This is a genomic window from Bariatricus massiliensis, assembly GCF_900086725.1.
Taxonomy (GTDB): Bacteria; Bacillota; Clostridia; order Lachnospirales; family Lachnospiraceae; genus Allocoprococcus; species Allocoprococcus massiliensis.
Genome location: NZ_LT574838.1, coordinates 132044 through 155961 on the forward strand (window position 1 = coordinate 132044; position 23918 = coordinate 155961).

24 protein-coding genes are annotated in these 23918 nt (G+C 46.6%); 6 read left to right on the forward strand and 18 right to left on the reverse strand.

Annotated elements, in window-relative coordinates; genetic code table 11:
- The first annotated feature begins 132 nt into the window (after positions 1–132).
- The 3 genes from BN6465_RS12330 to BN6465_RS12340 are packed head-to-tail and all read left to right on the forward strand — an operon-like array spanning position 133 to position 2208.
- A complete protein-coding gene (locus tag BN6465_RS12330; RefSeq protein WP_066735698.1) occupies positions 133–987 on the forward strand; it encodes a pyridoxamine kinase in 855 nt (284 codons plus the stop codon).
- A gap of 53 nt (positions 988–1040) precedes the next feature.
- Positions 1041–1598, forward strand: a complete 558-nt coding sequence (locus tag BN6465_RS12335; RefSeq protein ID WP_066735701.1) for a TIGR04002 family protein — start codon at positions 1041–1043, stop codon at positions 1596–1598.
- A 10-nt stretch (positions 1599–1608) separates the two neighbouring features.
- Complete coding sequence (locus tag BN6465_RS12340; protein WP_066735704.1) at positions 1609–2208, forward strand: TIGR04100 family radical SAM protein; 600 nt, start codon at positions 1609–1611, stop codon at positions 2206–2208.
- Between the two features lie 103 nt (positions 2209–2311).
- On the opposite strand, the gene BN6465_RS12345 is transcribed toward BN6465_RS12340, so the two are convergent.
- From BN6465_RS12345 to rho, 13 genes are all read right to left on the reverse strand, one after another.
- Positions 2312–2821 (reverse strand): COG2426 family protein, encoded by a 510-nt coding sequence (locus BN6465_RS12345; RefSeq protein WP_066735708.1) that lies wholly within the window; start codon positions 2819–2821, stop codon positions 2312–2314.
- Positions 2822–2883: 62 nt separating this feature from the next.
- Positions 2884–3951: a histidinol-phosphate transaminase gene (gene hisC / locus BN6465_RS12350; RefSeq protein WP_066738645.1), complete on the reverse strand. Its 1068-nt coding sequence runs from the start codon at positions 3949–3951 to the stop codon at positions 2884–2886.
- 17 nt (positions 3952–3968) lie between these two features.
- Positions 3969–5159, reverse strand: coding sequence for a pyridoxal phosphate-dependent aminotransferase (locus BN6465_RS12355; RefSeq protein ID WP_066735711.1), 1191 nt, complete (start codon positions 5157–5159; stop codon positions 3969–3971).
- Positions 5160–5182: 23 nt separating this feature from the next.
- Positions 5183–6097: a DUF2156 domain-containing protein gene (locus BN6465_RS12360; protein WP_066735715.1), complete on the reverse strand. Its 915-nt coding sequence runs from the start codon at positions 6095–6097 to the stop codon at positions 5183–5185.
- Between the two features lie 89 nt (positions 6098–6186).
- On the reverse strand, positions 6187–8148 hold the full coding sequence (locus BN6465_RS12365) for a bifunctional metallophosphatase/5'-nucleotidase (protein WP_066738648.1): 1962 nt from the start codon (positions 8146–8148) through the stop codon (positions 6187–6189).
- 34 nt (positions 8149–8182) lie between these two features.
- Positions 8183–9919: an ABC transporter ATP-binding protein gene (locus tag BN6465_RS12370; RefSeq protein WP_066735718.1), complete on the reverse strand. Its 1737-nt coding sequence runs from the start codon at positions 9917–9919 to the stop codon at positions 8183–8185.
- On the reverse strand, positions 9916–11241 hold the full coding sequence (locus tag BN6465_RS12375) for a replication-associated recombination protein A (protein WP_066735721.1): 1326 nt from the start codon (positions 11239–11241) through the stop codon (positions 9916–9918). Before BN6465_RS12375 ends, BN6465_RS12370 begins: the two co-directional genes overlap by 4 nt.
- Positions 11242–11266: 25 nt before the next feature.
- On the reverse strand, positions 11267–11770 hold the full coding sequence (locus BN6465_RS12380; protein ID WP_066735724.1) for a GNAT family N-acetyltransferase: 504 nt from the start codon (positions 11768–11770) through the stop codon (positions 11267–11269).
- A 159-nt stretch (positions 11771–11929) separates the two neighbouring features.
- Positions 11930–13000 carry a peptide chain release factor 1 gene (prfA, locus tag BN6465_RS12385; protein WP_066735727.1) on the reverse strand — a complete coding sequence of 357 codons (1071 nt, stop codon included), beginning with the start codon at positions 12998–13000 and terminating at the stop codon, positions 11930–11932.
- 22 nt (positions 13001–13022) lie between these two features.
- Positions 13023–13859, reverse strand: coding sequence for a peptide chain release factor N(5)-glutamine methyltransferase (gene prmC / locus BN6465_RS12390; RefSeq protein WP_066735730.1), 837 nt, complete (start codon positions 13857–13859; stop codon positions 13023–13025).
- Complete coding sequence (locus BN6465_RS12395; protein WP_066735734.1) at positions 13825–14799, reverse strand: DUF1385 domain-containing protein; 975 nt, start codon at positions 14797–14799, stop codon at positions 13825–13827. Before BN6465_RS12395 ends, prmC begins: the two co-directional genes overlap by 35 nt.
- 83 nt (positions 14800–14882) lie before the next feature.
- Positions 14883–15089, reverse strand: a complete 207-nt coding sequence (rpmE, locus tag BN6465_RS12400) for a 50S ribosomal protein L31 (protein ID WP_066735738.1) — start codon at positions 15087–15089, stop codon at positions 14883–14885.
- A gap of 111 nt (positions 15090–15200) precedes the next feature.
- A complete protein-coding gene (rho, locus tag BN6465_RS12405; RefSeq protein WP_066735740.1) occupies positions 15201–16529 on the reverse strand; it encodes a transcription termination factor Rho in 1329 nt (442 codons plus the stop codon).
- Between the two features lie 240 nt (positions 16530–16769).
- On the opposite strand from rho, the gene BN6465_RS12410 reads away from it, so the two are divergent.
- Genes BN6465_RS12410 through BN6465_RS12420 form a run of 3 tightly spaced genes read left to right on the forward strand, consistent with a single transcriptional unit; the run spans position 16770 to position 19374 of the window.
- On the forward strand, positions 16770–17918 hold the full coding sequence (locus BN6465_RS12410; protein WP_066735741.1) for an NAD(P)-dependent malic enzyme: 1149 nt from the start codon (positions 16770–16772) through the stop codon (positions 17916–17918).
- Between the two features lie 2 nt (positions 17919–17920).
- Positions 17921–18892: a TIGR01212 family radical SAM protein gene (locus tag BN6465_RS12415; RefSeq protein ID WP_082891700.1), complete on the forward strand. Its 972-nt coding sequence runs from the start codon at positions 17921–17923 to the stop codon at positions 18890–18892.
- Positions 18862–19374, forward strand: coding sequence for a DUF4364 family protein (locus BN6465_RS12420; RefSeq protein ID WP_066735746.1), 513 nt, complete (start codon positions 18862–18864; stop codon positions 19372–19374). The genes BN6465_RS12415 and BN6465_RS12420 overlap by 31 nt, the downstream gene beginning before the upstream one ends.
- 79 nt (positions 19375–19453) lie before the next feature.
- Here BN6465_RS12420 and BN6465_RS12425 read toward each other — a convergent pair whose 3' ends face one another.
- The 5 genes from BN6465_RS12425 to BN6465_RS12445 form a co-directional block, all read right to left on the reverse strand.
- Entirely contained in the window at positions 19454–20305 is an 852-nt protein-coding gene (locus BN6465_RS12425) for a sensor histidine kinase (protein WP_066735748.1), read from the reverse strand.
- A complete protein-coding gene (locus BN6465_RS12430) occupies positions 20298–21020 on the reverse strand; it encodes a LytR/AlgR family response regulator transcription factor (RefSeq protein WP_066735750.1) in 723 nt (240 codons plus the stop codon). Before BN6465_RS12430 ends, BN6465_RS12425 begins: the two co-directional genes overlap by 8 nt.
- Positions 21021–21056: 36 nt before the next feature.
- On the reverse strand, positions 21057–21992 hold the full coding sequence (locus BN6465_RS12435; protein ID WP_066735752.1) for an SPFH domain-containing protein: 936 nt from the start codon (positions 21990–21992) through the stop codon (positions 21057–21059).
- A 3-nt stretch (positions 21993–21995) separates the two neighbouring features.
- On the reverse strand, positions 21996–22454 hold the full coding sequence (locus tag BN6465_RS12440) for an NfeD family protein (protein WP_066735754.1): 459 nt from the start codon (positions 22452–22454) through the stop codon (positions 21996–21998).
- 130 nt (positions 22455–22584) lie between these two features.
- Positions 22585–23913, reverse strand: a complete 1329-nt coding sequence (locus BN6465_RS12445; protein ID WP_066735755.1) for a replication-associated recombination protein A — start codon at positions 23911–23913, stop codon at positions 22585–22587.
- Positions 23914–23918 lie beyond the last annotated feature (5 nt).

Consider the following 23918-nt stretch of genomic DNA (forward strand, 5'->3'; position numbering starts at 1 on the left):
CGTCTTGCAATCGCTCACAGAAACTGACCTTTAAAAAATAATCTGTTTTGTGTATTTTAATAATGACACTTTTATTCTATTCTATAGAAAATGTTTCACAATATCAATACTTCAGAAGGGAATTTTTAAACAATGGTAAAACGAGTTGCAGTTATCAACGATCTGTCGGGGCTTGGGAAATGTTCTCTGACAGCCGCTATCCCGGTATTATCCGTGCTCGGTGTACAGCCCTGTCCCCTGCCTACCGCCATACTGACAAACCAGACCGGCTATGACAGCTATTATTGTGACGACTATACAGATAAGATGGACTATTACACAGAAGAATGGACTAAAAGAGGGCTTACACTGGACGGCATCTACAGCGGATTTCTGGGCAGTGAGGCACAGGCGGACAAAATACTACGTTTCTGTGAAGTGTTCCGCAAAAAAGAAACCCTATTTCTTGTTGACCCTGTGATGGGTGACTCCGGGCAAGTATACCCAATTTACACACCCAGACTCCGCAGTAAAATGCAGGAACTGGTCTTCCACGCAGATGTCATCACCCCGAATCTCACAGAGTGCTGCATATTGAGCGATACCGATTATCTTGACCTCACCGCACATCAAGATTCAGCGGACTATTTAAAATATATAGCAGAGATGGGAAGGAAAGTTCTGGCCGGAAGTGTCCATACCGTCGTCATTACCGGAATTATCTGGCGGGGGCCACAAGACACCTCCCCCTGCTATTACAATATGATAATCACAAAAGACAGTTGTTTCACGGCATCATCAGGCATGTACGGGGGAAGTTACTCAGGTACCGGCGACCTGCTCGCCTCCGTTATCTGCGGAAGCCTAGTCAGGGGAGACACTGCACAGACAGCCCTGACACGAGGGGTCCGTTTTCTGGAGGCAGCATTAAAGGACACAGCCAAAGAAGATATACCGCGAAATGACGGAGTAAACTTTGAGCCTTATCTCAATCTGCTGCTGGCCTAACTCTGTCAAATGAAGAACAACTGATTTAGATAACAAAAGGAGGTATGATACCCATGTCAACAACAGTGTCCAACAACACAAAGACCAAGACTTCTTCACACCAGAAAGTAGTATATTTGACGACCACAGCCCTATTCGCCGCCCTCATCTGTATTACGACCGCTTATATTTTCCACATTCCTGTCGGGATAAACGGCGGTTATGTCCATGTGGGAGACGCGTTGATTTATCTGGCCGCCGCCGTCCTGCCTATGCCTTACGCCATGGCCGCCGGTGCAATCGGAGGCGCTTTTGCAGACATCCTGACCGCGCCTGTCTGGGCATTGGCAACTTTTCTCATCAAAATGTTGATCGCCCTCCCCTTCTCCAACAAAAAGGAGAAAATCATAACGGTAAGAAATGTAATCGGCGTTTTCCTCGCCGCCGCCCTTTCCTTTGCCGGCTACTATTTTGCCGAAGTACTGCTTTTCGGTACATGGGGCGCTTTAATCCCCTCTATAATCGGCACCTTGGCCCAGTCAGGCGGAAGCGCGGTTTTATTTATCATATTTGGGCTTGCGCTGGATAAGATGCACTTTAAGACAATGCTAAAACATAAATTTGGAATTTAAGGAGGTTACCATGTCAGATATCATCTATACTTATAAAAATAATGTTTACTTCAACATTACCAACCGGTGTACATGCCGCTGCATCTTCTGCATACGCAACGAAAAAGATACTTTGGGGGATGCGGAAGAATTATGGCATAACCACGAACCCTCTTTGCAGGAAATTAAACATGCCATAGACCAATTCGATTTTACCGGCTATCAGGAGGCAATTTTCTGCGGATACGGAGAGCCCACCTGCGCCTACGTCAATCTCATAGAAACTGCAAAATATATGAAACAAAAATACCCCCATATCCACCTGCGAATCAACACAAACGGTCTGGGGGAATTATACAACAAACGCCCGATTATCGACGAAATGGCGGAATACATCGATGCAGTGTCCATAAGCCTGAACGCCCCCAACGCCGAGCGCTATCAGGAAGTCACACAGCCATCTTTTGAGAATGCATTCCATGAAATGCTGAACTTTGCAAAAAAGGCAAAAGAAACCTTCTCCTCCGTCCAGTTCAGCGTAGTCAGCATAATAAACGAACAAGAAATCACAGAAAGCCAACAACTGGCCGATAAAATGGGAATCCCGCTAAAAGTGAGAATCTATTCTTAACACTAAGGAAAAAGTAGAAAAGCCGGGAGGCTGTATACTCTGCCACTGCCTGCGTCAGAGTATACAGCCTCCCGGCTTTTCATCCCTTTTTTAAAACCCACTTCTAAGCAAATATCCCGCCTATCAAAACATAGGAAACGAAGTACATGATTGCAGATGCCAGACACACGCCTAAAACTATTGCAAGGAATGCTTTCTTCCAGTCTATGTCGAGCAGTGACGCTATCAGCGCACCTGTCCATGCACCTGTTCCCGGAAGTGGTATTCCCACAAAAAGCACCAGCCCTAAGAATTCATACTTTTCAATCTTATCACTTTTACTCATAGCCTTTTCTTCCAGCTTTTCAACTAAAGGCCGGAATAACTTTGTTTTCCTGAGCCACTTAAATATAGGCCTGATCAACCATAAAATGAACGGAATCGGAATCAAATTCCCTATCAGACAAATGGGAATCGCTCTCCAGGTCGGAATGTCAAGGAAAGCCGGCCCTGCCGCCAGCAGCCCTCCCCTAAGCTCCAATATCGGCACCATGGAGATGATAAATATTATCACTTCCTTCGCCGCTTTCCCCCCCAAATGAGTTACAAACCATTGTACTAAAGATTCTGTCATAAATACTCTCCTGTTTTATTATTTTTATTAACTTAAACTTCATTTCCACATAGAGATGAAACTCAACCTCTATCCGCTATATATTTCCTGAGGAAATCAAAGAGTGTCTCCATCTCTGCCCTTGTTCCCACAGTCACACGCATATACTGTTCAATTCGCCTGCTGCCCCAGTACCGGACATAGATTCCTTCCGCTTTCAGTGCCTCAAACAACTCCCTTGCGTCGTAATCAGGGTGGGACACAAAAATGAAATTACCGCTTGGTTTTGGAAACACAAACCCAAGCTTCGCAAATTCCTCTGCCGCCCACTCTCTCGTCTCCACAATCTTATGGATGGTCTCGTCAAAATATCCTCTGTCTTTCACAGCGGCCGTCCCATATACCAAAGATGTCTTATTCATAGTATAAGAATTAAAAGAGTACTTTGCATCATTCAAATATTTGATAAGCAATGGACTCCCAATCGCATATCCAATCCTCATTCCCGCCATAGAGCGGGCCTTAGAAAAGGTCTGCGTTACGATCAAATTGTCGTATTTATCAATCAATTCCAGCGCCGAGTGTCCTGCAAAGTCAATATATGCTTCATCCACGATCACTATCACATCCTGATTGTGCCGTATAATATCTTCCACAAATTCCAAATCTTCATAGAGTGAGGTCGGAGCGTTGGGATTTGGGAAAATCACCCCGCCGTTCTCTCCGTAATAGTCTTCCTTTATCATCCGGAAATCTTTATCCACCGCCTTACATTCATAAGGAATCCGGTACAGCTCTGCCCACACCTTATAAAAAGAATATGTAATATCCGGGAAAAATATAGGCTTATCTGAATTAAAAAATGTCAAAAAACACATAGAAAGTACATCGTCCGAGCCAACTCCCACAAAGACCCGCTCTTTTTCTACCCCATAATAATCAGCAAGCGCCTCTACAAGGCAGTCTGACGTAGGATCCGGATAGAGCCTTAGTGTATCCATGTGGGCTTCCAGATTCTGCATAGCCTCCAGCACACCGGGAGCAGGGGGATATGGATTTTCATTCGTATTCAGCTTGATTACTTGCCCCTGCGGCTGTTCTCCCGGAACATAAGGCTCCACTTTCCTGATATTTTGTTCGAATGCTTTCATCAACACGCTCTGCCTTCCTAATTTGAATATTCTGCCGCCAGCTCTCTAAATTTCGGCAGAGAATTTATAATGGTTTCGTAAGCCACACAATAAGCAATTCTAACATATCCCGGGCATCCGAATGAGCTTCCCGGAACAATTAAAATATTATATTTTTTAGCCGCGGCACAAAATGATTTTTCATCCTCCACAGGAGATTTCACAAACAGATAAAAAGCTCCCTGAGGTTTAATACACTCAAAACCGCAGTCCCTTAACCCATTATATAAGGTTTCTCTATTTTTATCATAATATGTAATATCGGTCTTCTCATTCAGGCACTTTGCTACAATTTTCTGCTGAAGTGTAGGCGCATTGACAAATCCCAATATTCTATTGGCCACGCCAGCCGCCGAAATCACAGTGTCACTTTCAGCCACTTCATCCGGAATCACAAGATAGCCGATACGTTCTCCCGGTAAAGAGAGGGATTTGCTGTAGGAATAGCCTACAATCGTGTTGTCATAATACTTTGTCAGATATGGTACTTCAATACCGTCATAAGCCAATTCACGGTACGGCTCATCAGAAATCAAGTAGATATCGGTGCCGAACTCTTTCTGCTTTTCTTCCATGACAGCGGCAAGTTTCTGTATTGTCTCTTCTGAATATACCACTCCTGTCGGATTATTAGGCGTGTTGATAATCACAGCTTTTGTCTTAGGGCTTATCTTTTGAGCGAACTCATCTAGTTTCGGCTGAAAATCCTTTGTATTCGGTGAGATTTCAACAATGATACCATCAAAGTTATTGACATAACTTCTATATTCCCCAAAATACGGTGCAAATACAATGACTTCGTCTCCCGGGTCAAGGAGTGTCTTTAAGATAACATTCAAGCCACCGGCAGCTCCCACGGTCATCACGATATTCTTAGCGCCAAAGGCCGTCTGAAAACGCTCATTCAGAGATTCTGCCACCGCCTGACGCACATCTTCATATCCCGCATTACTGTTTGTGTATCCGTGGAGAACCAGACTGTCCTCTTCCTCCAAAAGTTCCGCAATAGCCTTTTTTACAGCCGAAGGCGCGGGCACGTTGGGATTGCCCAGACTAAAGTCATACACATTCTCTGCCCCATAGAGCTTTGCCAGTCTATTGCCTTCTTCAAACATCGCGCGGATGGCAGAACTGTTGGCTACCATATTTTCCATTTTTTTAGATATCATGTTACGTCTCTCCTTTGCTCTTTCTATTTATTTTTCATGGTTACTAACCCTTTTTCCTGAAGAAATGCAGGTTTATAAGACAATTTCGCTTTTCTCAACCCTTCCATCCCTGCATCATCCTCGCGGTTCACATACCGGTACCGTCCGTAAATCTCATGCTCTACAAATTGTTGGTTGATCATCGGGTACGCTCCTTCGAAATCTGCGTACGCCTTTTCAATATGGACAACAAAGGTATCTTCATTCACCGGTTCACCTAAAGTAAACGCCACAATCTTGCCGTCCACGCGCAAAATTCCTCCGGTCAGCTTCAATTCCCGGAACAGCCGGAGAGAGTTCAGCGTCACGCACATTTCGGCATTCTTCTCCTCGTCATCCTCACATCCATTTAGATTGCGCCATTTTAAAGCCATCTGAAAACACTCTTCTTGGTTCTCATCGCTGAGATGCTCATAGCGCCATGTCCCCTCGTGGAGCGTTTTAAATTTATTGATATGATTCCTCTTACTGTGCAGTTTTTTCCCCGAAAGTGTAGCCAGCTTTTCGGCTTCATAGATATAATCCGCCACATCCCGCTCATACTCTATCTCATATTTCCCGGGGAACCATGACTCCAGCTTCTCGAATTGCTGCGGGTCAACGCCATAAAGGCAGAATTCCTTTCCGTCCTCCTTCGACCATTGCTCCAATTCCGGAATTACCGCCTTGACAGCCTCATCGTCCCCTGCTGGAAATGCATATCCGTATCCTTCACCTGCGCTGTTATCCGAAAAAAGCAGAGTATTCTTATATTCGGCAAACTCTACATTGTAGTGTCTAGCCCATAGGTATACATTCGCAAAGGTTCTGTCACAGTTTCTGCTCGGGTATTTTTTGAAGTAGGAAGCTATTAGCTCTTCGTCCTTCAATTCAGGTCTTCTAAAATCTGCTTTATCCATAAATATCCTTCTTTTCTTTTATCTTATATGAGAAGGAATAGAGAATCTCTATTCCTTCCTAACAATATCATTTACAAGTATATCATAACTTATTTCCTTTTGTGCCTTTTTCTTATAAGTTTTACAATCAGCACAATAATCAGCGTCAGAATGGCTATTATGAACAGCACAATCCCGATAATCGCAAAGAAATATTTATTAGGATTCTTTACAAGATCGACAATGTTCTTACTGTCCTCCACTATCTTTCTTCCTTCCGGCTTCTCATATCTGTCCGGAATCTGAGAAATTCCGTCTTCATTTTTTTCAAAAGACTCCAGATAAGAAGCAAGCGCCGACCATTCCTTCACTTCTTCGCCGGTTGCCGTATTGTGGATGATGTGTTCCTCATAATTTTCTATCGGGTTCCCGTCCTTGTCCTTCGGTGTAAGTGAAAGAATGCCATAGGATGTATCTTCCACCGCTCCCAGCATCTGGGCCGCATAGAGTCCGGAAACTACACGGTATAACTTATCGTCTTCAATCTCCTTCTTTGTCCCTTTTCCCGTATTCCGGTCCACATCTGTTATCATAGAGACTTCCGTCACCTTATTCAACAGCATACGGTGTGGGTTAAAAGTCCATACCATCCCACTCGGATACAGCTGGGCCGTTGTCATTATCGGAGAAACAGAGGCATCCAATTCGGCCGCGATGCGAAGTTCTTTTCCTGTCAAATAGACACTTACCAGCGGGTATCCCGGAATCCTGTCCGCGCCTATCCCCAGAGAACTCACATTGAACACATCAGAAACCGTAATATTTCCCTCTTCGAAAGACTCCCGTACTACTCCGGATGCGACTACGGCAAAATCTACATTTTCATAGGCGTCGCCTTCCGCCTGCTCCACCGCATATATGTAGGAATCGGAAATCAAACTTCCCAATGTATCTTCCCGGTGCTCCACAGCGAATTCGTCGATTGAAGTAAAATCAAAGGGGCTGTATGCCAGAACCTGATCGAATGTATAGCCAAAATGGCTTAAATACGTCTCCTCAACCGCCTTTTTATATACGGCAAGTTCGTCCGTAACTTTTTCGTCTGTCTCTACCTTCTCATCCAGCGGTTGAATAATATAGTCCTTTATCTTCCAGCGTCCGTCATCATCGGGAACAAGGTTGATCTGTCCAAGATTCACACCGTAACAGCCCGATGATACGACATAAGTATGGTCGTAGACAATGGGCTTCTCTATGGTCGTATGAGTATGGCCGCTTACAATTACGTCAATTTCAGGAACCGCCTCCGCCAGTAATTCATCCTCAGAGTCTTCCTTCTTCTCCCATGTGCCGCTGTGAGAAAGGCACACGATCATATCCACCTCTTCCTTTTGCAGCTCTTTCACCACGTTCTTAGAAGTCTCTATGATATCTTCAAACTCGAGGCCGCTCTCCGGCGCGCAGGCCTCCGAATCTCTTCCCATCACGCCAAACACGCCAATGCGGACACCTTCTCTTTCTATAACTGTATACGGAGTGCTTCCGTAACGGTCCAGCGCATCCTTTATCTTTTTATCATCTTCATCCGTATTCTTGCTCCAGTCTATATTCGCACTGACAAAAGCAGGCAGCTTAAGGCTTGTATCTTCCTCTGCCGTCTTTCTTGCACTGTCGAGCATATTCGCGACACCTTCCGCGCGGTAATCAAACTCATGATTGCCAAACGTAGTGGCGTCATACCCAAGTCTGCCAAGCATCACCAGCTCCGCCGCATGTGTCTCATAAATTGTCTGGTATAATGTTCCCATGGAAAAATCACCGGCATCCAAAAGAAACGTGGCAGGATTCTCTTTTTTTGCCTCTTCAATACATGTCTCTATCTTGCCAAACCCTCCTGATTCTCCTCCATTGGTATAAGTCACATCCAAATGCGAATGCAGGTCATGGCTAAAAAGTATGCTGACCTCTCCCTTATCCTTAGAAGTGCCCTCAGCATATACGCTTCCAGCCGTTATAGAAAGCAGCATTACCACCGCCAGCATCGCCGCATAGATTCTTTTAAACTTTTTCATAATCGTCAATTCTTCTCCTCCTTATATATACACCCTAACTCTGAAAGTTCATATGATAGAGCGCCTCATAAACTCCCTTCCTATCCAATAATTCTTCGTGCGTCCCCTCCTCTGCGATTCCTTCTTCCGACAGCACCATGATCCGTCCGGCATTGCGGATGGTAGTCAGGCGGTGCGCTATGACAAAGGTCGTCCGGTTCTTTGCCAGACTCTCCAGCGAGTGCTGTACTACCTGCTCGCTCTCATTATCCAACGCCGAAGTCGCCTCATCAAAAATTAAAATGGGGGGATTCTTCAGAAATACTCTCGCGATGGACAGTCTCTGCTTCTGTCCTCCGGACAGCTTCACGCCCCGCTGGCCAATATCCGTATCATAGCCCTCCGGAAATCCCATAATGAATTCATGAGCATTGGCGTTCTTGGCCGCCATCACCACTTCTTCATCCGTAGCCTCCGGCTTTCCATAACGAATATTGTCCATAATCGTCCCGGCGAACAAATAAACATCCTGCTGCACAATGCCAATATTGTTTCGAAGATCGTCCAGTTTGATTTTACGGATATCCTTTCCGTCAATCCGTATTGTACCTTCGCTCACTTCGTAAAAACGGGGAATCAAACTACATAATGTAGTCTTCCCTACCCCGGAAGGGCCGACCAAAGCTACATATTCTCCTGCGCTGACATGCATGTTGATGTCATTCAGCACCTTCTCCTCATTATCCTCATAGTGGAAAGAAACATGATCGAACTCAATCTCACCCTTTAAATGGTCAACACTGACCGCGTCATCCGCATCCTTAATATCAGGCGCGATGGCCAATATCTCTTGAAAACGTTCAAAGCCCGTATACCCGTTCTGAAACATTTCAGCGGAATTCACGAGCTGTTTCACCGGCTCTGTAAAGTTATTGATATATAATAAAAATGTAATCAAATCCGTGACTACAACTTCCCCTGTCGTCATAAAGCTGACGCCCGCAAGAAGGACTGCCACAGTCACCAGAGTGGTCATAGCATTTAATCCCGAATGATACAGGCCCATGTAACGGTAACTTACTTTTTTTGCATTTACAAAACGCTCATTGCCCTTGTTGAATTTCCTCAGTTCTTCTTTTTCATTGGCAAACGACTTGACTACACGAATGCCTGACAGGCTGTCTTCAATCTGGCTGTTAATATCCGCTATCCTCTCCCGGTTTCTTTTAAATGCACTTTTCATTTTCTTATTAAAATAAACAGCATAGACTAACATGACTGGCACAAACGCAAAGGTCACAAGTGTCAGCTTGACATCGATATTGATGAGAATCACAAAAGAACCGATTATCTTGATTGCAGATATCAGTACGTCTTCCGGCCCATGGTGGAGAAGCTCTGTAATATCGAACAAATCACTAGTAATCCGCGACAGCAGATGACCGACCTTCTGGTTATCATAGAAGGCAAATGTGAGCTTTTGATAATGCCCGAAGATATCTTTCCTCATGTCAGCCTCGATCTTGGCCCCCATCATATGTCCAAAATATGTAATATAAAGATTACATCCCAATGTCACTGCCACCATCACGACCATAAGAACGCCAAGGCTGATAATCGTTCTGAACGCTTTATCAGCATCATAGTAGATGACTTCATTCGTAATATAACGAACAACAAGAGGTATCGCAAGCGTCACCCCCGCATTGATGACTGCAAAAAACAAATCACTGAAAAAAAGAAATTTGTATGGTTTGTAATATGCAATCAGCTTTTTCAACTGTTCCTTCATAGCTTCCTCCCTTTACCAAAAAATCTGTCTATCTCATCCAGCCTTTGTCCAACCTTTTCTTCTTCCCCCTGTGTGGTAGGAAAATAGTATCTTCTGTCCTTCAGGGATTCCGGCATACACTCCATATGTGTCAGCTTTTCTTCCGTGTCATGGGCATACTGATACCCCTTGCCATAATCTAATTCTTTCATGAGCTTTGTCGGTGCATTCCTTAACTGTAGCGGCACCGGCTCTGCACGCATATTTTTAATATCACTTTTACACTTCTCACAAGCTTTATAAAGTGCGTTAGACTTGGGCGCCATCGCCAGATAGGTGACCGCGTGTGTCAAATGCACATCACATTCCGGCAGGCCAAGAAAATGGCAGGCCTGATACGCGGCTACCGCCACCTGCAGGGCATGGCTGTCCGCCATCCCTATATCCTCACTCGCGAAGCGAATCAGCCTTCTTGCAATATAGAGAGGGTTCTCTCCTCCCTCCAACATCCTGCACATCCAGTAAATAGCCGCATCGGGATCACTGTTGCGCATAGATTTGTGCAGGGCCGATATCAGATTATAATGCTCCTCTCCCGTCTTATCATAAAGCAAAGACTTTCTGCTGATACACTGTAATAGTCCCTCATCTGTCACAGTGACAGCCTCAGCGCTGATCTCTCCATTTGTGACTGCCATCTCAAGCGTGTTCAGGGCTGTTCTTGCATCCCCGTTGGCAAACGCTGCAATCGCCCGAATCTGCTCTTTGTTGATACGGATACACTGTCCCCCATAGCCTGCTGGGTTTTTCAGCGCATTGGCTAAAAGCTTCTCCAGATCCTTCTCCTCCAAAGCCTTCAGCACAAACACCTTACATCGGGATAAAAGCGCCGCATTCACCTCAAAAGAGGGATTCTCTGTCGTAGCACCGATCAGCACGATACTTCCCCGCTCTACAAAGGGGAGGAACGCATCCTGCTGCGCCTTATTAAAACGATGAATCTCGTCCACGAAAAGCACGGTTCTCGTCCCCATTCTTCTGGCACTTTCAGCCTGATTCATCACCTCTTTGATTTCCTTAATCCCACTAGTCACCGCACTGAAATTGACAAACTCCGCCTTCGTCCTGCCTGCTATTATGCTTGCCAAAGTCGTCTTTCCCACTCCCGGCGGCCCCCAAAATATCATAGATGATATCTGATCTTTCTCTATCAACTGGCGCAGCATCTTCCCCTGCCCCAGCAAGTGCTCCTGCCCTACGAACTCCTCTAGCCCCGATGGGCGCAGCCTGCTGGCAAGAGGAGCCGTTAATTTCCGATTATCGAACAGCGACATCTGTTCCATGCCACCACCTCCTGCGCCTATTATATCAAACGTTCGTTCGATTTTCAAGTGAGAACTGATATGCCAGCCTCTCGCTTCCGTCTGCCACATGAATAATGCCGCACTTCTGGAATCCCGCCTTTTCAATCACATGCTGCATCACCTTATTATCCCGGTGCGTATCAATCCTTAAATTATCTATTATCCCTTTACAATAAGTAATGCATCCTGCAAAGACTCCCTTCGCGCCCTCGGCGCTTGCGATTCTATGGATAGTTCCATACGGCTCCTCATTTAACCACGCACCGTCTTCAATCACAGCATAGGTCGGATCCTCACCTAAGATAAACGCAAATACACCTTGTATTTCTTCTCCCTCTGCACAAACATAGCACTGCCGCACCCTTATATCCTCCTCAATCAATTCCCTCGGCGGGAAATTCTCCCCCCACTGCCCCGGATTGCCGGTCTGTCTCATAAATTCCCTTGCATATTGGTATATCCCCATAATCTGCTCCAAATCAGCTGTCTCAGCTCTTCTGATTTCCATATCTTTCGTCTTCCTCTCTCTTCCAGTCCTTTTATTAGATTTTACACATTGCTATCCATTTCTGCAAGTTATTCCAGATTATCATCAAATTTTTTACGTTTATCGCAGACACAAAAAAGGCAGAACCGGGATAAGACCCAGTTCTGCCTTTCTTTCTGTCTATTCGTTCATATTTGCAAGCTTGGCGGCCTGATCTGCCGCGATCAAACTGTCGATCACTTCATCCAAATCTCCGCCTAATATTCCATCCAGCTTATGCAGTGTGAGCTTGATTCTATGGTCAGTCACACGCCCCTGAGGGAAGTTATAGGTTCTGATCTTTTCGGAGCGGTCTCCTGTTCCAATCTGGCTTCTCCTTGCCTCAGCCTCTGCTGACTGCTGCTTTTCCAGCTCCATTTCATAAAGCTTGGAACGCAGGAGGCGGAAGGCCTTCTCCTTGTTCTGCAGCTGAGATTTCTCAGTCTGGCTGTAGATGACGATACCGGTCGGATAATGAGTCAGGCGCACGGCAGAGTCCGTCGTGTTGACACACTGTCCACCGTTTCCTGACGCACGCATCACGTCGATACGGATGTCCTTATCGTCGATGACTACATCCACCTCTTCCGCTTCCGGCATGATTGCCACGGTGATAGTAGAAGTGTGGATACGCCCGCCGCTCTCGGTCTCCGGCACTCGCTGTACACGATGCACACCGCTCTCGTATTTCAAACGGGAATAAGCGCCCTGTCCTGTAATCATAAAGACAACCTCCTTGAAGCCGCCGATTCCGTTCTCGCTCAAGGAAATGATTTCCGTGCGCCATCTTCTGCTTTCAGCATAGTGCACATACATACGGTAAATCTCCGCCGCGAAAAGTGCCGCCTCATCTCCACCCGCACCCGCGCGGATTTCTACAAGTACGTTCTTTTCATCATTCGGGTCTTTCGGAAGAAGAAGAATCTTGAGCTCCTGCTCCAGTTCTTCAATCCGGCGCTTGGAGTCATTAAGCTCCTCTTTCGCCATCTCCCGCATCTCCTCGTCCGTCTCTTCCTCCAGCATCAGCAGGCTGTCCTCAACTGCCTGCTTACAGTTCTTATATTCCTTATATGCTTCAACAATCGGTGTCAAATCATTCTGTTCCTTCATCAGTTTGCGGAAACGCTCTTGATCATTTACTACATCCGGCTGCTGCAGTTCTCCAAGAATCTCCTCAAAACGAATCAGCAAATCCTCTAATTTATCAAACATTGTTAAATCCTCCTGTAATTCACTATTGCCTATTGTACACGCCCGCCACTACACGGTCAAGTCCCGCCAAGTCCTTTTCTGTCCGGACTTCTATAAATCCATTCTCTTTTAAAAGCTTCTCCACCGCCGCACTCTGGTCATGCCCGATTTCCAGCATCAGATATCCGCCCTGCTTTAGGTGCGCAGGCCCTTCTTCTGCCAGTATGCGGTAAAAATGAAGGCCGTCTTCCCTTCCGTCCAATGCGCCGAAGGGATCATGGAGCTTTACCTCCGTCTCCAGCCGCTCGATCTCCGCCGTGGGAATATAGGGGGGATTTGAGATAATCATATCGTAGTTTCCTTCTATTTCGGAAAACATATCGCTCTGTACAAACTTTACATCTGCCCCCAAATTTTCTGCGTTTTTCTCTGCCAGATCAAGTGCGTCCCCAGAGATATCCGCTCCAGTCACCGCCAGCCCTTGATTCCGCACCGCCAGACTGACTCCGATACAGCCGGAACCGGTACACATATCCAGCACGCGCATGCCCGGCCGCAATACCTTTTCCGCCAGTTCCACTAAAACCTCCGTATCCTGCCTCGGAACAAGCACGCTTGGGTTTACCTGAAAGGTCATCCCCATAAATTCCTGCTCACCAGTCAGATGCTGAACCGGTATCCTTTTCACACGCTGCGCAAGAAGCCGTTTGTACTCCTGTGCGGCATCATCCGCCAGCTCACGGCCCGGTTCCACATAAAATAACGTCCGGCTCACCCCGGTCACATATTCCAGCAGAATCCACGCGTCCGTCCTTGCGTCCACTATGCCTGCATTTTCCAGCAGTTCACATGCTTCTCTGTAAATTTCCTGATATGTCACCTGTCTCTTCTCCGTCCTGTTCTCCAAAATTCTCCCGCAGGTATGCCTGCCAGTCAAACACCGCCTCCACGGAGGCAATCCCCACTTCTATCATATCGTCATCCGGCTCTTTCGTCGTCAGACGCTGAAGCATAAGCCCCGGTTTACTCAAGATACATACGATCGGATTGGAACTGCTGCCGGCCCAGCGGATAATCTCATAGGATATTCCCGCAATCAGAGGAAGCAGCGCAATCCTTACCACGACACGCATCACTACCGAGTCCACACGCACGAAGAACAGCAGCACGATGCCCACAATCATGACAAAGAGCATAAAACTGGTGCCGCAGCGTTTGTGCTCCTTGGAACTCTTTTTGACATTCTCTACATTGAGGGGAAGTCCATGCTCAATACAATTGATGCATTTATGTTCCGCCCCATGGTACATGTACAGCCGTTTGATGTCCCTCATCAAAGATATGAGGGCCACATACCCTACGAAAATCCCAATTCTGATTATTCCCTCAAGAATCAGGCGAACCGTATAGGAGGGCACCCAGCGCTTTAGAAAATCCGATATAAAATAAGGAAGAATCATGAAGATGCCGATGGCCAGCGCAAAAGAAAACACCATGGTGGCAGCCATCAGAATTCCTTCTGTTCTCTTGGCTTTCTTCTCTTCCTCCTCTGTCATGATTTTCTCCTCCTCTTCTTCATAAAAACTGGAGGACCATGTCAGGGTACTCATTCCCAGAACCAATGAATCTATAAAATTAAATACTCCCCGTACAAACGGAATTCTCGTCAGCGCAGAAAACCTGCCTACAATACTCCTGTATGTATCCTTTTTTATCTCGATTTCTCCGTCAGGCTTCCTGACAGCCACTGCGTAAGAATCTCTGTTCTTCATCATGACTCCTTCAAGTACCGCCTGACCTCCAATATTAGATGATTTCATATTTCTCTCCTTAAATACAGAACACTTTACGGTAAGCAAAACAGGCTGAGATTATAGTAACCTCAGCCTGATGCATGCGAATTCTAATTTTCTTTGATTCCGTATTTTTTGTTAAACTTATCAACACGGCCACGAGCCTGAGCTGCTTTCTGCTGTCCTGTGTAGAACGGGTGACATTTAGAGCAGATTTCTACGTGGATATCTTCGTTTGTAGAACCTGTTACAAATGTATTTCCGCAGTTGCATGTTACAGTTGCCTGATGATATGCTGGATGGATTCCCTCTTTCATGATTTTCACCTCTTCTTATTTTTATTCGTTTTACGCGTGTTTACGCGGCTAATGTCTTTAAACAGCTTTGTTATTGTAGCATATTTAATTTGTGAATGCAAGTTCTTTTCACTAAATAAATTTCATTTTTTTCACCATTTGGACAAATTCTGCATTATCTTTCGTTCTGTCGAACATATTCAGGATATTATCCACGGCCTCGTCGGCTTTCATGCCGTTCAGCGCACGCCTGATGATATCTACGCTTGACTGCTCTTCCTGCGTCAGAAGTAAGTCGTCTCTTCTCGTTCCTGATTTCGGGATATCGATAGCCGGGAAGATACGTTTTTCAGAAAGCTTCCTGTCGAGAACAAGCTCCATGTTGCCTGTGCCCTTGAACTCTTCATAGATGACATCGTCCATCTTGCTGCCCGTATCCACGAGCGCTGTCGCAAGAATCGTAAGGCTTCCGCCCTCGCGCATATTTCTTGCCGCACCGAAGAAGCGCTTCGGCATGTGGAGAGCCGCCGGATCCAGACCACCGGAAAGTGTTCTCCCGCTTGGCGGTACTACCAAGTTATATGCCCTTGCCAGCCTTGTAATACTGTCGAGCAGAATCATGACATCCTTTTTATGCTCGACCAAACGCTTCGCGCGCTCAATGACCATCTCTGAGACCCGTTTGTGGTGTTCCGGCAGTTCGTCAAAGGTAGAATAAATCACTTCCACATTATCCCCCTCAATGGCCTCCTTGATGTCCGTCACTTCCTCCGGACGCTCATCAATCAGAAGAATCAGAAGATGGACTTCCGGGTTATTCTTCCTAATAGAAAGCGCGACCTGCTTTAACAAAGTGGTCTTACCTGCCTTTGGCGGAGACACAATCATTCCCCTCTGCCCCTTACCGATTGGCGACAGCAGATCCATGACACGCATGGCTGTACTTGTCCTTCCCGCCTCCAGACAAAGTCTTTCATTTGGGAAAATAGGAGTCATATCCTCAAAATTCCTGCGTTTTGTGGCCTCAGCCGGAATCATGTCATTGATTCTCGTCAGATACAAAAGGGCGCTGAACTTTTCTGCCTGTGTCTTTACCCTTGTATTTCCTGTGATGATATCTCCTGTCTTCAGGCCAAACCTGCGTATCTGTGAAGGGGACACATAGACATCGTCGTCACCCGGCAGATAGTTTTTTGAGCGGATAAAGCCGTAGCCGTCTGACATAACTTCCAGAATACCATTCACCGTCTTCCCACTGTCCAGCTGCTCTATATCAACAGCTCCGGCCTTCTCACTTTTAATCTCTTCTTTTACTTCCTTCACATTGTCTTTTTCATCTTCCTTCAGCATCACTTCAATAAGCTCCGCTTTTTTCAATGTGGATATCCCCTTTAATCCACGCGCTTTTGCCAAATCACGCAATGTGGCAAGCGGAAGGGATTCATACTTTTCTCTCATCATATTAACTGTTGTTCCTCCTTGGACATTTTTGATTTTTCCTGATTTCGGTTGTTATTACGGGAAAATTTGTCAGAAATGACATTTATTAAGTATTAGATGAGTGTAAGTATACACTATTTTCCTTCAAATGAAAAGAACTTTTTTGTCTCACACCAAAAAATCCGGTCATTGATTTACTCGATTAACAATGTTATGATAAATGTTAGTTATTAAATTTGACTCTCAAGGAGGATATTTCACATGTCTACTAGCGAAAAAGCATTGGAAATGCACGCAAAATGGAACGGAAAATTAGAAACGACCGCAAAAGCCCATGTTAATTCAAGAGAAGATTTGGCCATCGCCTACACGCCCGGTGTAGCGGAACCGTGTAAGGTGATCGCGAAAGATAAAGAAGCTGCTTATACCTATACAATGAAAGCAAATACGGTGGCCGTCGTCTCTGACGGAAGCGCAGTGTTAGGCCTCGGCAACATCGGCGCCTGTGCGGCCATGCCGGTCATGGAGGGAAAGGCTGTCCTTTTCAAAGAGTTCGGCGGTGTCAACGCCGTACCTATCTGTCTTGATACGCAGGACACGGAAGAAATCATCCGCACCGTAGTAAACATTGCCCCCGCCTTTGGCGGTATTAATCTGGAAGACATTTCAGCGCCACGCTGTTTTGAGATTGAATCCAGATTGAAGGAACTGCTCGATATACCGGTCTTCCACGACGACCAGCACGGCACGGCCATCATTGTACTTGCCGGTATCATCAATGCGCTAAAGGTAACCGGCAAGAATAAGGAAGACTGTAAAGTTGTAGTCAACGGAGCCGGAAGCGCCGGGGTCGCCATCACAAAGCTTCTTTTGACTTACGGTTTCCCACATATTACAATGTGCGACATCAACGGTATTATCTCAGAGGCCTCCCCGAACCTTAACTGGATGCAGAAAGAGATGGCTCAAGTGACAAATCTGGAAAAAGCCACGGGCACATTGGCTGACGCGCTGCACGGCGCTGATATTTTTGTAGGAGTCTCCGCCCCGAACATCGTGTCAAAAGAGATGGTGGCCTCCATGAACAAAGACGCTATCCTGTTCGCCATGGCCAACCCTGTGCCTGAGATTATGCCCGACTTGGCAAAAGAAGCCGGCGCCAAAGTAGTTGGTACAGGCCGCTCCGATTTCCCGAATCAGGTCAATAATGTAGTGGCTTTCCCCGGTATTTTTAAAGGAGCTCTCGAGGGACGCGCCTCACAGATTACCGAAGAGATGAAACTCGCCACCGCAAAAGCGATTGCAGGTCTGGTACCGGATGATGAACTGAATGAAGACAATATTCTTCCGGAAGCGTTTGATCCACGTGTCGCAGACACGGTCAGCAAAGCGGTCAAAGAGTTGATCTAATCATGCGCTGGGGCGAAAAACGCTATAATTCTTTAGATTATTATCTGAAAACGACCTACGGAGAAAAGCTGTACAAACTTTCACTGGACGGCGGCTGTACTTGTCCCAACCGGGATGGTACGCTCGGCAGCCGGGGATGCATTTTCTGCAGTGCCGGGGGAAGCGGCGATTTCGCCTCCGATTCCGCACTTTCAATCACAGAACAGATCGACGCTGGAAAGGAACTGGTAAAGAGGAAGCAGACAGGGGACGGATACATCGCGTATTTTCAGGCCTATACTAATACATACGCCCCTGTTCCTTATCTGCGTACCATTTTTACAGAAGCGGCCACACATCCGGATATCCGAATACTCTCGATTGCCACCCGCCCGGATTGTCTGGGCGCAGACGTCCTGAGTCTTCTGGATGGCCTGAGCAGGCGGAAACCTGTCTGGGTGGAATTAGGACTTCAGACAATCCACGAACGTACAGCCTGCTTTATCCGGCGCGGCTATGCCCTCCCCGTCTTTGAGGCAGCCGTAAAGGAGCTGCACGCCAGAGGGATATCAGTCATCGTACATGTTATTTTAGGCCTTCCGGGCGAGACGGAGACTGATATGCTGGAAACCATCCGCTATCTGAACCAGCTCCCCATCGACGGAATAAAACTACAGCTTTTACATATATTAAATCATACAGATTTGGGAACCTTCTACAGGGAGCATCCTTTTCCTGTCATGGATATGGACGCCTACTTTGCTCTTTTAAGCAAATGTCTCTGTCTGCTGAGGCCGGATATCGTCGTCCACCGATTGACGGGCGACGGCCCCAAATCCATTCTCATCGCTCCCCTTTGGACCGGGAATAAGCGCAAGGTCCTAAACTCTATGCAGAAATATTTCAAAGATCATGATATATGGCAGGGAAAATCATATTCCCCGGAAGAAAGGAGGGACGTTTCATGTCAGAAACATTTACACTCTACAAACTGATTATCTTATATATGCTGAACAAAGTGGATTTTCCGATGACGAACTCCCAGATTTCTGAATTTATTCTGGACAAAGGCTACACTACCTATTTCAAACTGCAGCAGGCATTGTCAGAACTGGCCGACGCCGAGCTGCTGCGCGAGGAGACTACCCACAACCGTACGCTCTACCACCTGACAGAGGACGGGGCCCAGTCTATCCAGTATTTTACAAATAAAATATCCCGCTCTATTCAAGACGATATTGATAACTTTCTGCGCGAAAAACAGTACGATTTAAAAAATGAAGTGTCAGTCAAGGCGGACTACTACCGCAATACCGCCGGTGAATATTCAGTCCGGTGTCAGGTTCTGGAAAATCAAGAGCCTCTGATTGATTTGACGCTCTCCGTTCCCACAGAGAGCGAGGCCGAATCCATAAGCAATAATTGGCAAAAGAAAAATCAAGAAGTTTACGCCTGGCTCATGTCACAGCTGCTTTAGCAGTTACCATATGAACAAAGTTCCCTATGTTTAAAAAATACCTCCCTCAGCCCGTCCGCAGGATGAAGGAGGTATTTTATTATACCGCTACCTTAAAACATATATAATTGCGCTCGTCGATGAAGTCTGTGCTGACTGTGATTTCCCCGCCGTGGGTCTCTGTCAGGACTTTCGCATTGTAGAGTCCGAATCCTCTTTTGCCGTCATCACTCTTCGTCGAATATCCTTTCTCAAAAAAGCGTCCGATGTCTTCCAGTTTTACATTGCGCATTCGGTTCTTAACCTCAAAAATCACCTTGTCATTCTCAGAATCCAAAATCATGATAACCCGGTTCAGTTCTTCCGTGCAGGCCTCATAGGCATTGTCCACCAGCGTGCCGATAATCTCTATCAGATGATGCTCAGAGATGCCAGAAATAATCTCCAGATTCCGGACTTCCAGCTCCGTTTGAATATATCCGGGAGCCCGTACAATTTTACTGTACAGAAAACCGGCCAGCACCTTGTCACTGATTTTTAATAGCGGGAGATATTGTCTGCCGTCATTCTCTTTTACCGCCTCAGTGATATACTCAGACTGCCGCGCCACCAGCTCGTCATAATTGTCGACGGTCAGATGCATATTCAAAATGGCGTTGATATGATTGTCGAATTCATGCTGTTTTGCACGAATCTCCTTAACCAGCTCTTCCAGCGGCTGGATATACATCTGATACATGCGCAGCTCCGTCTCCTTCTGCTGCACTAAAATGTAATTCTTGCGCCAGTCAACTATCCCCCAGAGAATGACAATGACCATCAGAAGAAACATGATGAACACCCGCAGTTCAAAGGTTCCACTTATCATAAAATCTACGACCAGATATACTGACACCAGCAGGGCAATCGCGCAAAATATACGATATAAAAACTTTCTAACCCAGTCAATCACTTAAAAGCCTCCCTATCTCTGCTTTGTAGGTCACACCTATCTCCACAGTATCATCACAGTCTCTAAGCTTCACAATCCGGTTAACCGTGTCGTAATACTCCACTTCCCGTTTATTGACCACATACATCCGATGGCATTGCACAAAAATATCTCTGGGTACCTTTTGAAGCATCTGCTTCAATGTCACATAAGGTACATTCCAAGTCTCCTCTTTCATATGAATGGCGATTCCCCTCGGTACGGCCTCTATGTAACGGATATCCTCACATTTTACCTGATAATTAATGCCCTCTTTCTTCACAGTCACAGACGGAGGCTCTTCCTGCTTTGCCTTTGCAAGAACCTTTTCCACCACCTCAACCACCTGCTCCTTCCGGAAAGGCTTCATGATATACTGGTAGCAGTGAAGCTCACGATATGCCTGCATCTCCATTGCCCCTACGGCAGTGACCATCACAATCGGTGTAAAAGTATAGCGGAACCGCTCCCTTACCTCTCTGGCAAATAAAATGCCGCCTATGTCTTCCCTCTTTGAACCGCTCAAGTTCACATCCAAGAGAAAAAGGCCATATTGGATATCCGCATCCAACAGGCCTTTCGCTTCCTTATAAGACGAGGCGGTGTGGACACAGATATCATCCGAATACTCAGAGAGAATTTTCGCCAGCGCCTCCATGGAAGCCCGGTCATCCTCCAGAATCATTACATATGTCATATCTATGCCCTCCTAACACAAACCGCCTCTATCTCCTTAATCAACGATGACTTCTTTTGCACTTTTCACAAGACCGGCCAGCCCCTGAATCTCAGAAGGGATAATAATCTTGGTAGCCTTGCCGTCGGCAGCCCTCTCAAAAGCTTCCAGACTCTTGATAGTAAGTACTGCTTCATCCGCGCCCGCTTCTTTCAGGAAACGAATACCGTCGGCATTGGCCTGCTGTACTTTGAGAATCGCAAGGGCCTCACCTTCTGCCTCTTTGATTCTCTTTTCCTTCTCAGCCTCCGCCTGAAGGATAGCAGCCTGCTTGTCGGCCTCCGCCTTCAAAATAACGGATGCCTTATCACCTTCTGCTACAAGGACAGTGGATTTCTTCTCACCCTCTGCACGAAGGATTGCTTCACGGCGTTCACGTTCAGCCTTCATCTGTTTTTCCATGGCATCCTGAATCGCTGCCGGCGGAATAATATTCTTAAGCTCTACACGGTTGACTTTGATTCCCCAAGGGTCTGTGGCAACGTCAAGGGATGCCCTCATCTTTGTATTGATCGTCTCTCTGGAGGTCAATGTCTGGTCAAGCTCCAAATCACCGATGATATTACGAAGCGTTGTAGCCGTCAGGTTCTCAATCGCCATGATCGGGTTCGCCACTCCGTAGCAGAACAGCTTCGGGTCAGTAATCTGATAAAATACAACGGTATCGATTCTCATCGTTACGTTGTCTTTCGTGATAACCGGCTGTGGAGCAAAGTCCACTACCTGTTCCTTCAAATCTACTCTTCTGGCGACACGCTCAATAATCGGGATTTTAAAATGAAGCCCTACGCTCCATGTTGCCTGATAAGCGCCAAGTCTTTCGATAACCAGCGCCTTTGCCTGCGGTACGATCTTTATGCAGGATACCAATAGCAGCAAAACAATTACAATCACGACAGCCAAAATAATCATTCCCACTATACTCGTATTCATAGTCTATTCCTCCTCATACTTCTTTACAATCAGTTTCACTCCGGTTATGTTTACGACTTTGGCAATTGTCCCCGGCTCCAGAATGTCTTCGTCTTTTTCAGCACGTACTGTCCACTCCTGCCCATTTACGACTGCCCTGCCGGTCTGGCTCATATTGTCCACCCGGTCTGCGATGCGGATTGTCTTTCCGATAATCCCTTCATAGTTCGTCTTCTCCCGCTTCGCGTTGATGAACTTCACCGCAAAGGGGCGGGTAAAATACAGAAGTACGAACGTCACTACGAAAAAGACAACTACCTGCCAGACAACAGATACATTCAGGAGATTCAATATCAACGCCGCCAAAGCGCCTCCTGCTGCCCAGATGCTGGTAAGCCCCACCGTGATAATTTCAATTATCAGCAGTACGATCAAAAGAATCAGCCATGCGATTGTGATGTAGCTGTCTTTGATATCAATCATATCATCACTTCCCTTCCTGTTGGCAGTTAAACGGCGGCCTATCCGCCATCTACTGTAAGGTAATCTTAGCAAAGAGCAAAAGGTCTTGCAATAGAATCTGTGTGAATGAAGTGATTTCATGTTTGAGTGATTACCGGCTTCTATTCCTGCTCTTTAAGTGCTCCAGCCGCTCTTTGATTTCCGCCTCATACCCCTCTGTCCCCGGGTGATAGAACACCGCATCTTTTATCTCATCCGGCAGATACTGCTGCTCTACATAGTGTTCCGGATAGTCGTGGGCGTACTTGTACCCCGTCCCGTGCCCCAAGTTCTTCGAGCCTTTGTAGTGGGCGTCCTGAAGATGCACCGGGACGGTCGTCTTATACTGCTTCACATAGTTCAGTGCATCGAAAACGGCGTTCACCGCCGAATTGCTCTTAGGCGCCGATGCCACATAAAGTACAGCCTGAGACAAAATAATCTGGGCCTCCGGCATGCCGATCCGCTCCACCGCCTGCGCGGCACTTGCCGCAACCGTAAGCGCCATAGGATCTGCATTACCAACATCCTCGGATGCGCAAATCATGATTCTTCTGGCTATGAACTTAATATCTTCTCCCGCATACAACATCTTGGCCAGATAAAATACGGCCGCATCCGGGTCGGATCCCCTCATGCTTTTAATGAATGCAGAAATAGTGTCATAATGATTGTCTCCGGTCTTATCATAGCGGACCACTCGTTTTTGTATACATTCGGCCGCCACATCCAGCGTAATATGAATGATGCCGTCCGCGCTGCGCTCTGTTGTAAGAATGCCCAATTCCACGGCATTTAATGCACTTCTCGCATCTCCTCCTGCCACATCGGCAAGGAAATGTAAAGCGTCCTCGTCGATCTGCGCCCGATAGCTTCCCATTCCCTTTTGGCTGTCATTCACGGCACGCAATATCAACGTCTCCACATCTTCCTGTGACAGGGGCTTCAGCTCAAAGATACTGGATCTGGAAATCAGGGCCCCATTTACTTCAAAATAGGGATTCTCCGTGGTAGCTCCAATCAAAATCAGCGTCCCGTCCTCCACGAAGGGAAGCAGGTAGTCCTGCTGGCCTTTGTTAAAACGGTGAATCTCATCTACAAAGAGTATCGTTCTTTTCTGGTACATCCCGTACGTCTGCTTGGCCGTCTCCACCACAGCCTCCATATCCTTTTTCCCGGCAATCGTGGCGTTAATCTGCGTAAACTCGGCGCTGGTCGTGTTGGCAATCACCTTGGCCAGCGTCGTCTTTCCCGTCCCCGGCGGACCGTAAAAAATAAGAGAGCTCAGCTTGTCCGCCTTGATAGCCCGGTAAAGAAGCTTGTCCTTTCCAATAATATGCTGCTGCCCTACCACCTCATCTAAGGTGACCGGGCGAAGCCTCGACGCAAGCGGAGACTCTTTCTCTTTATTGGTCTCCCGCATATAATCAAATAAATCCATTGCTA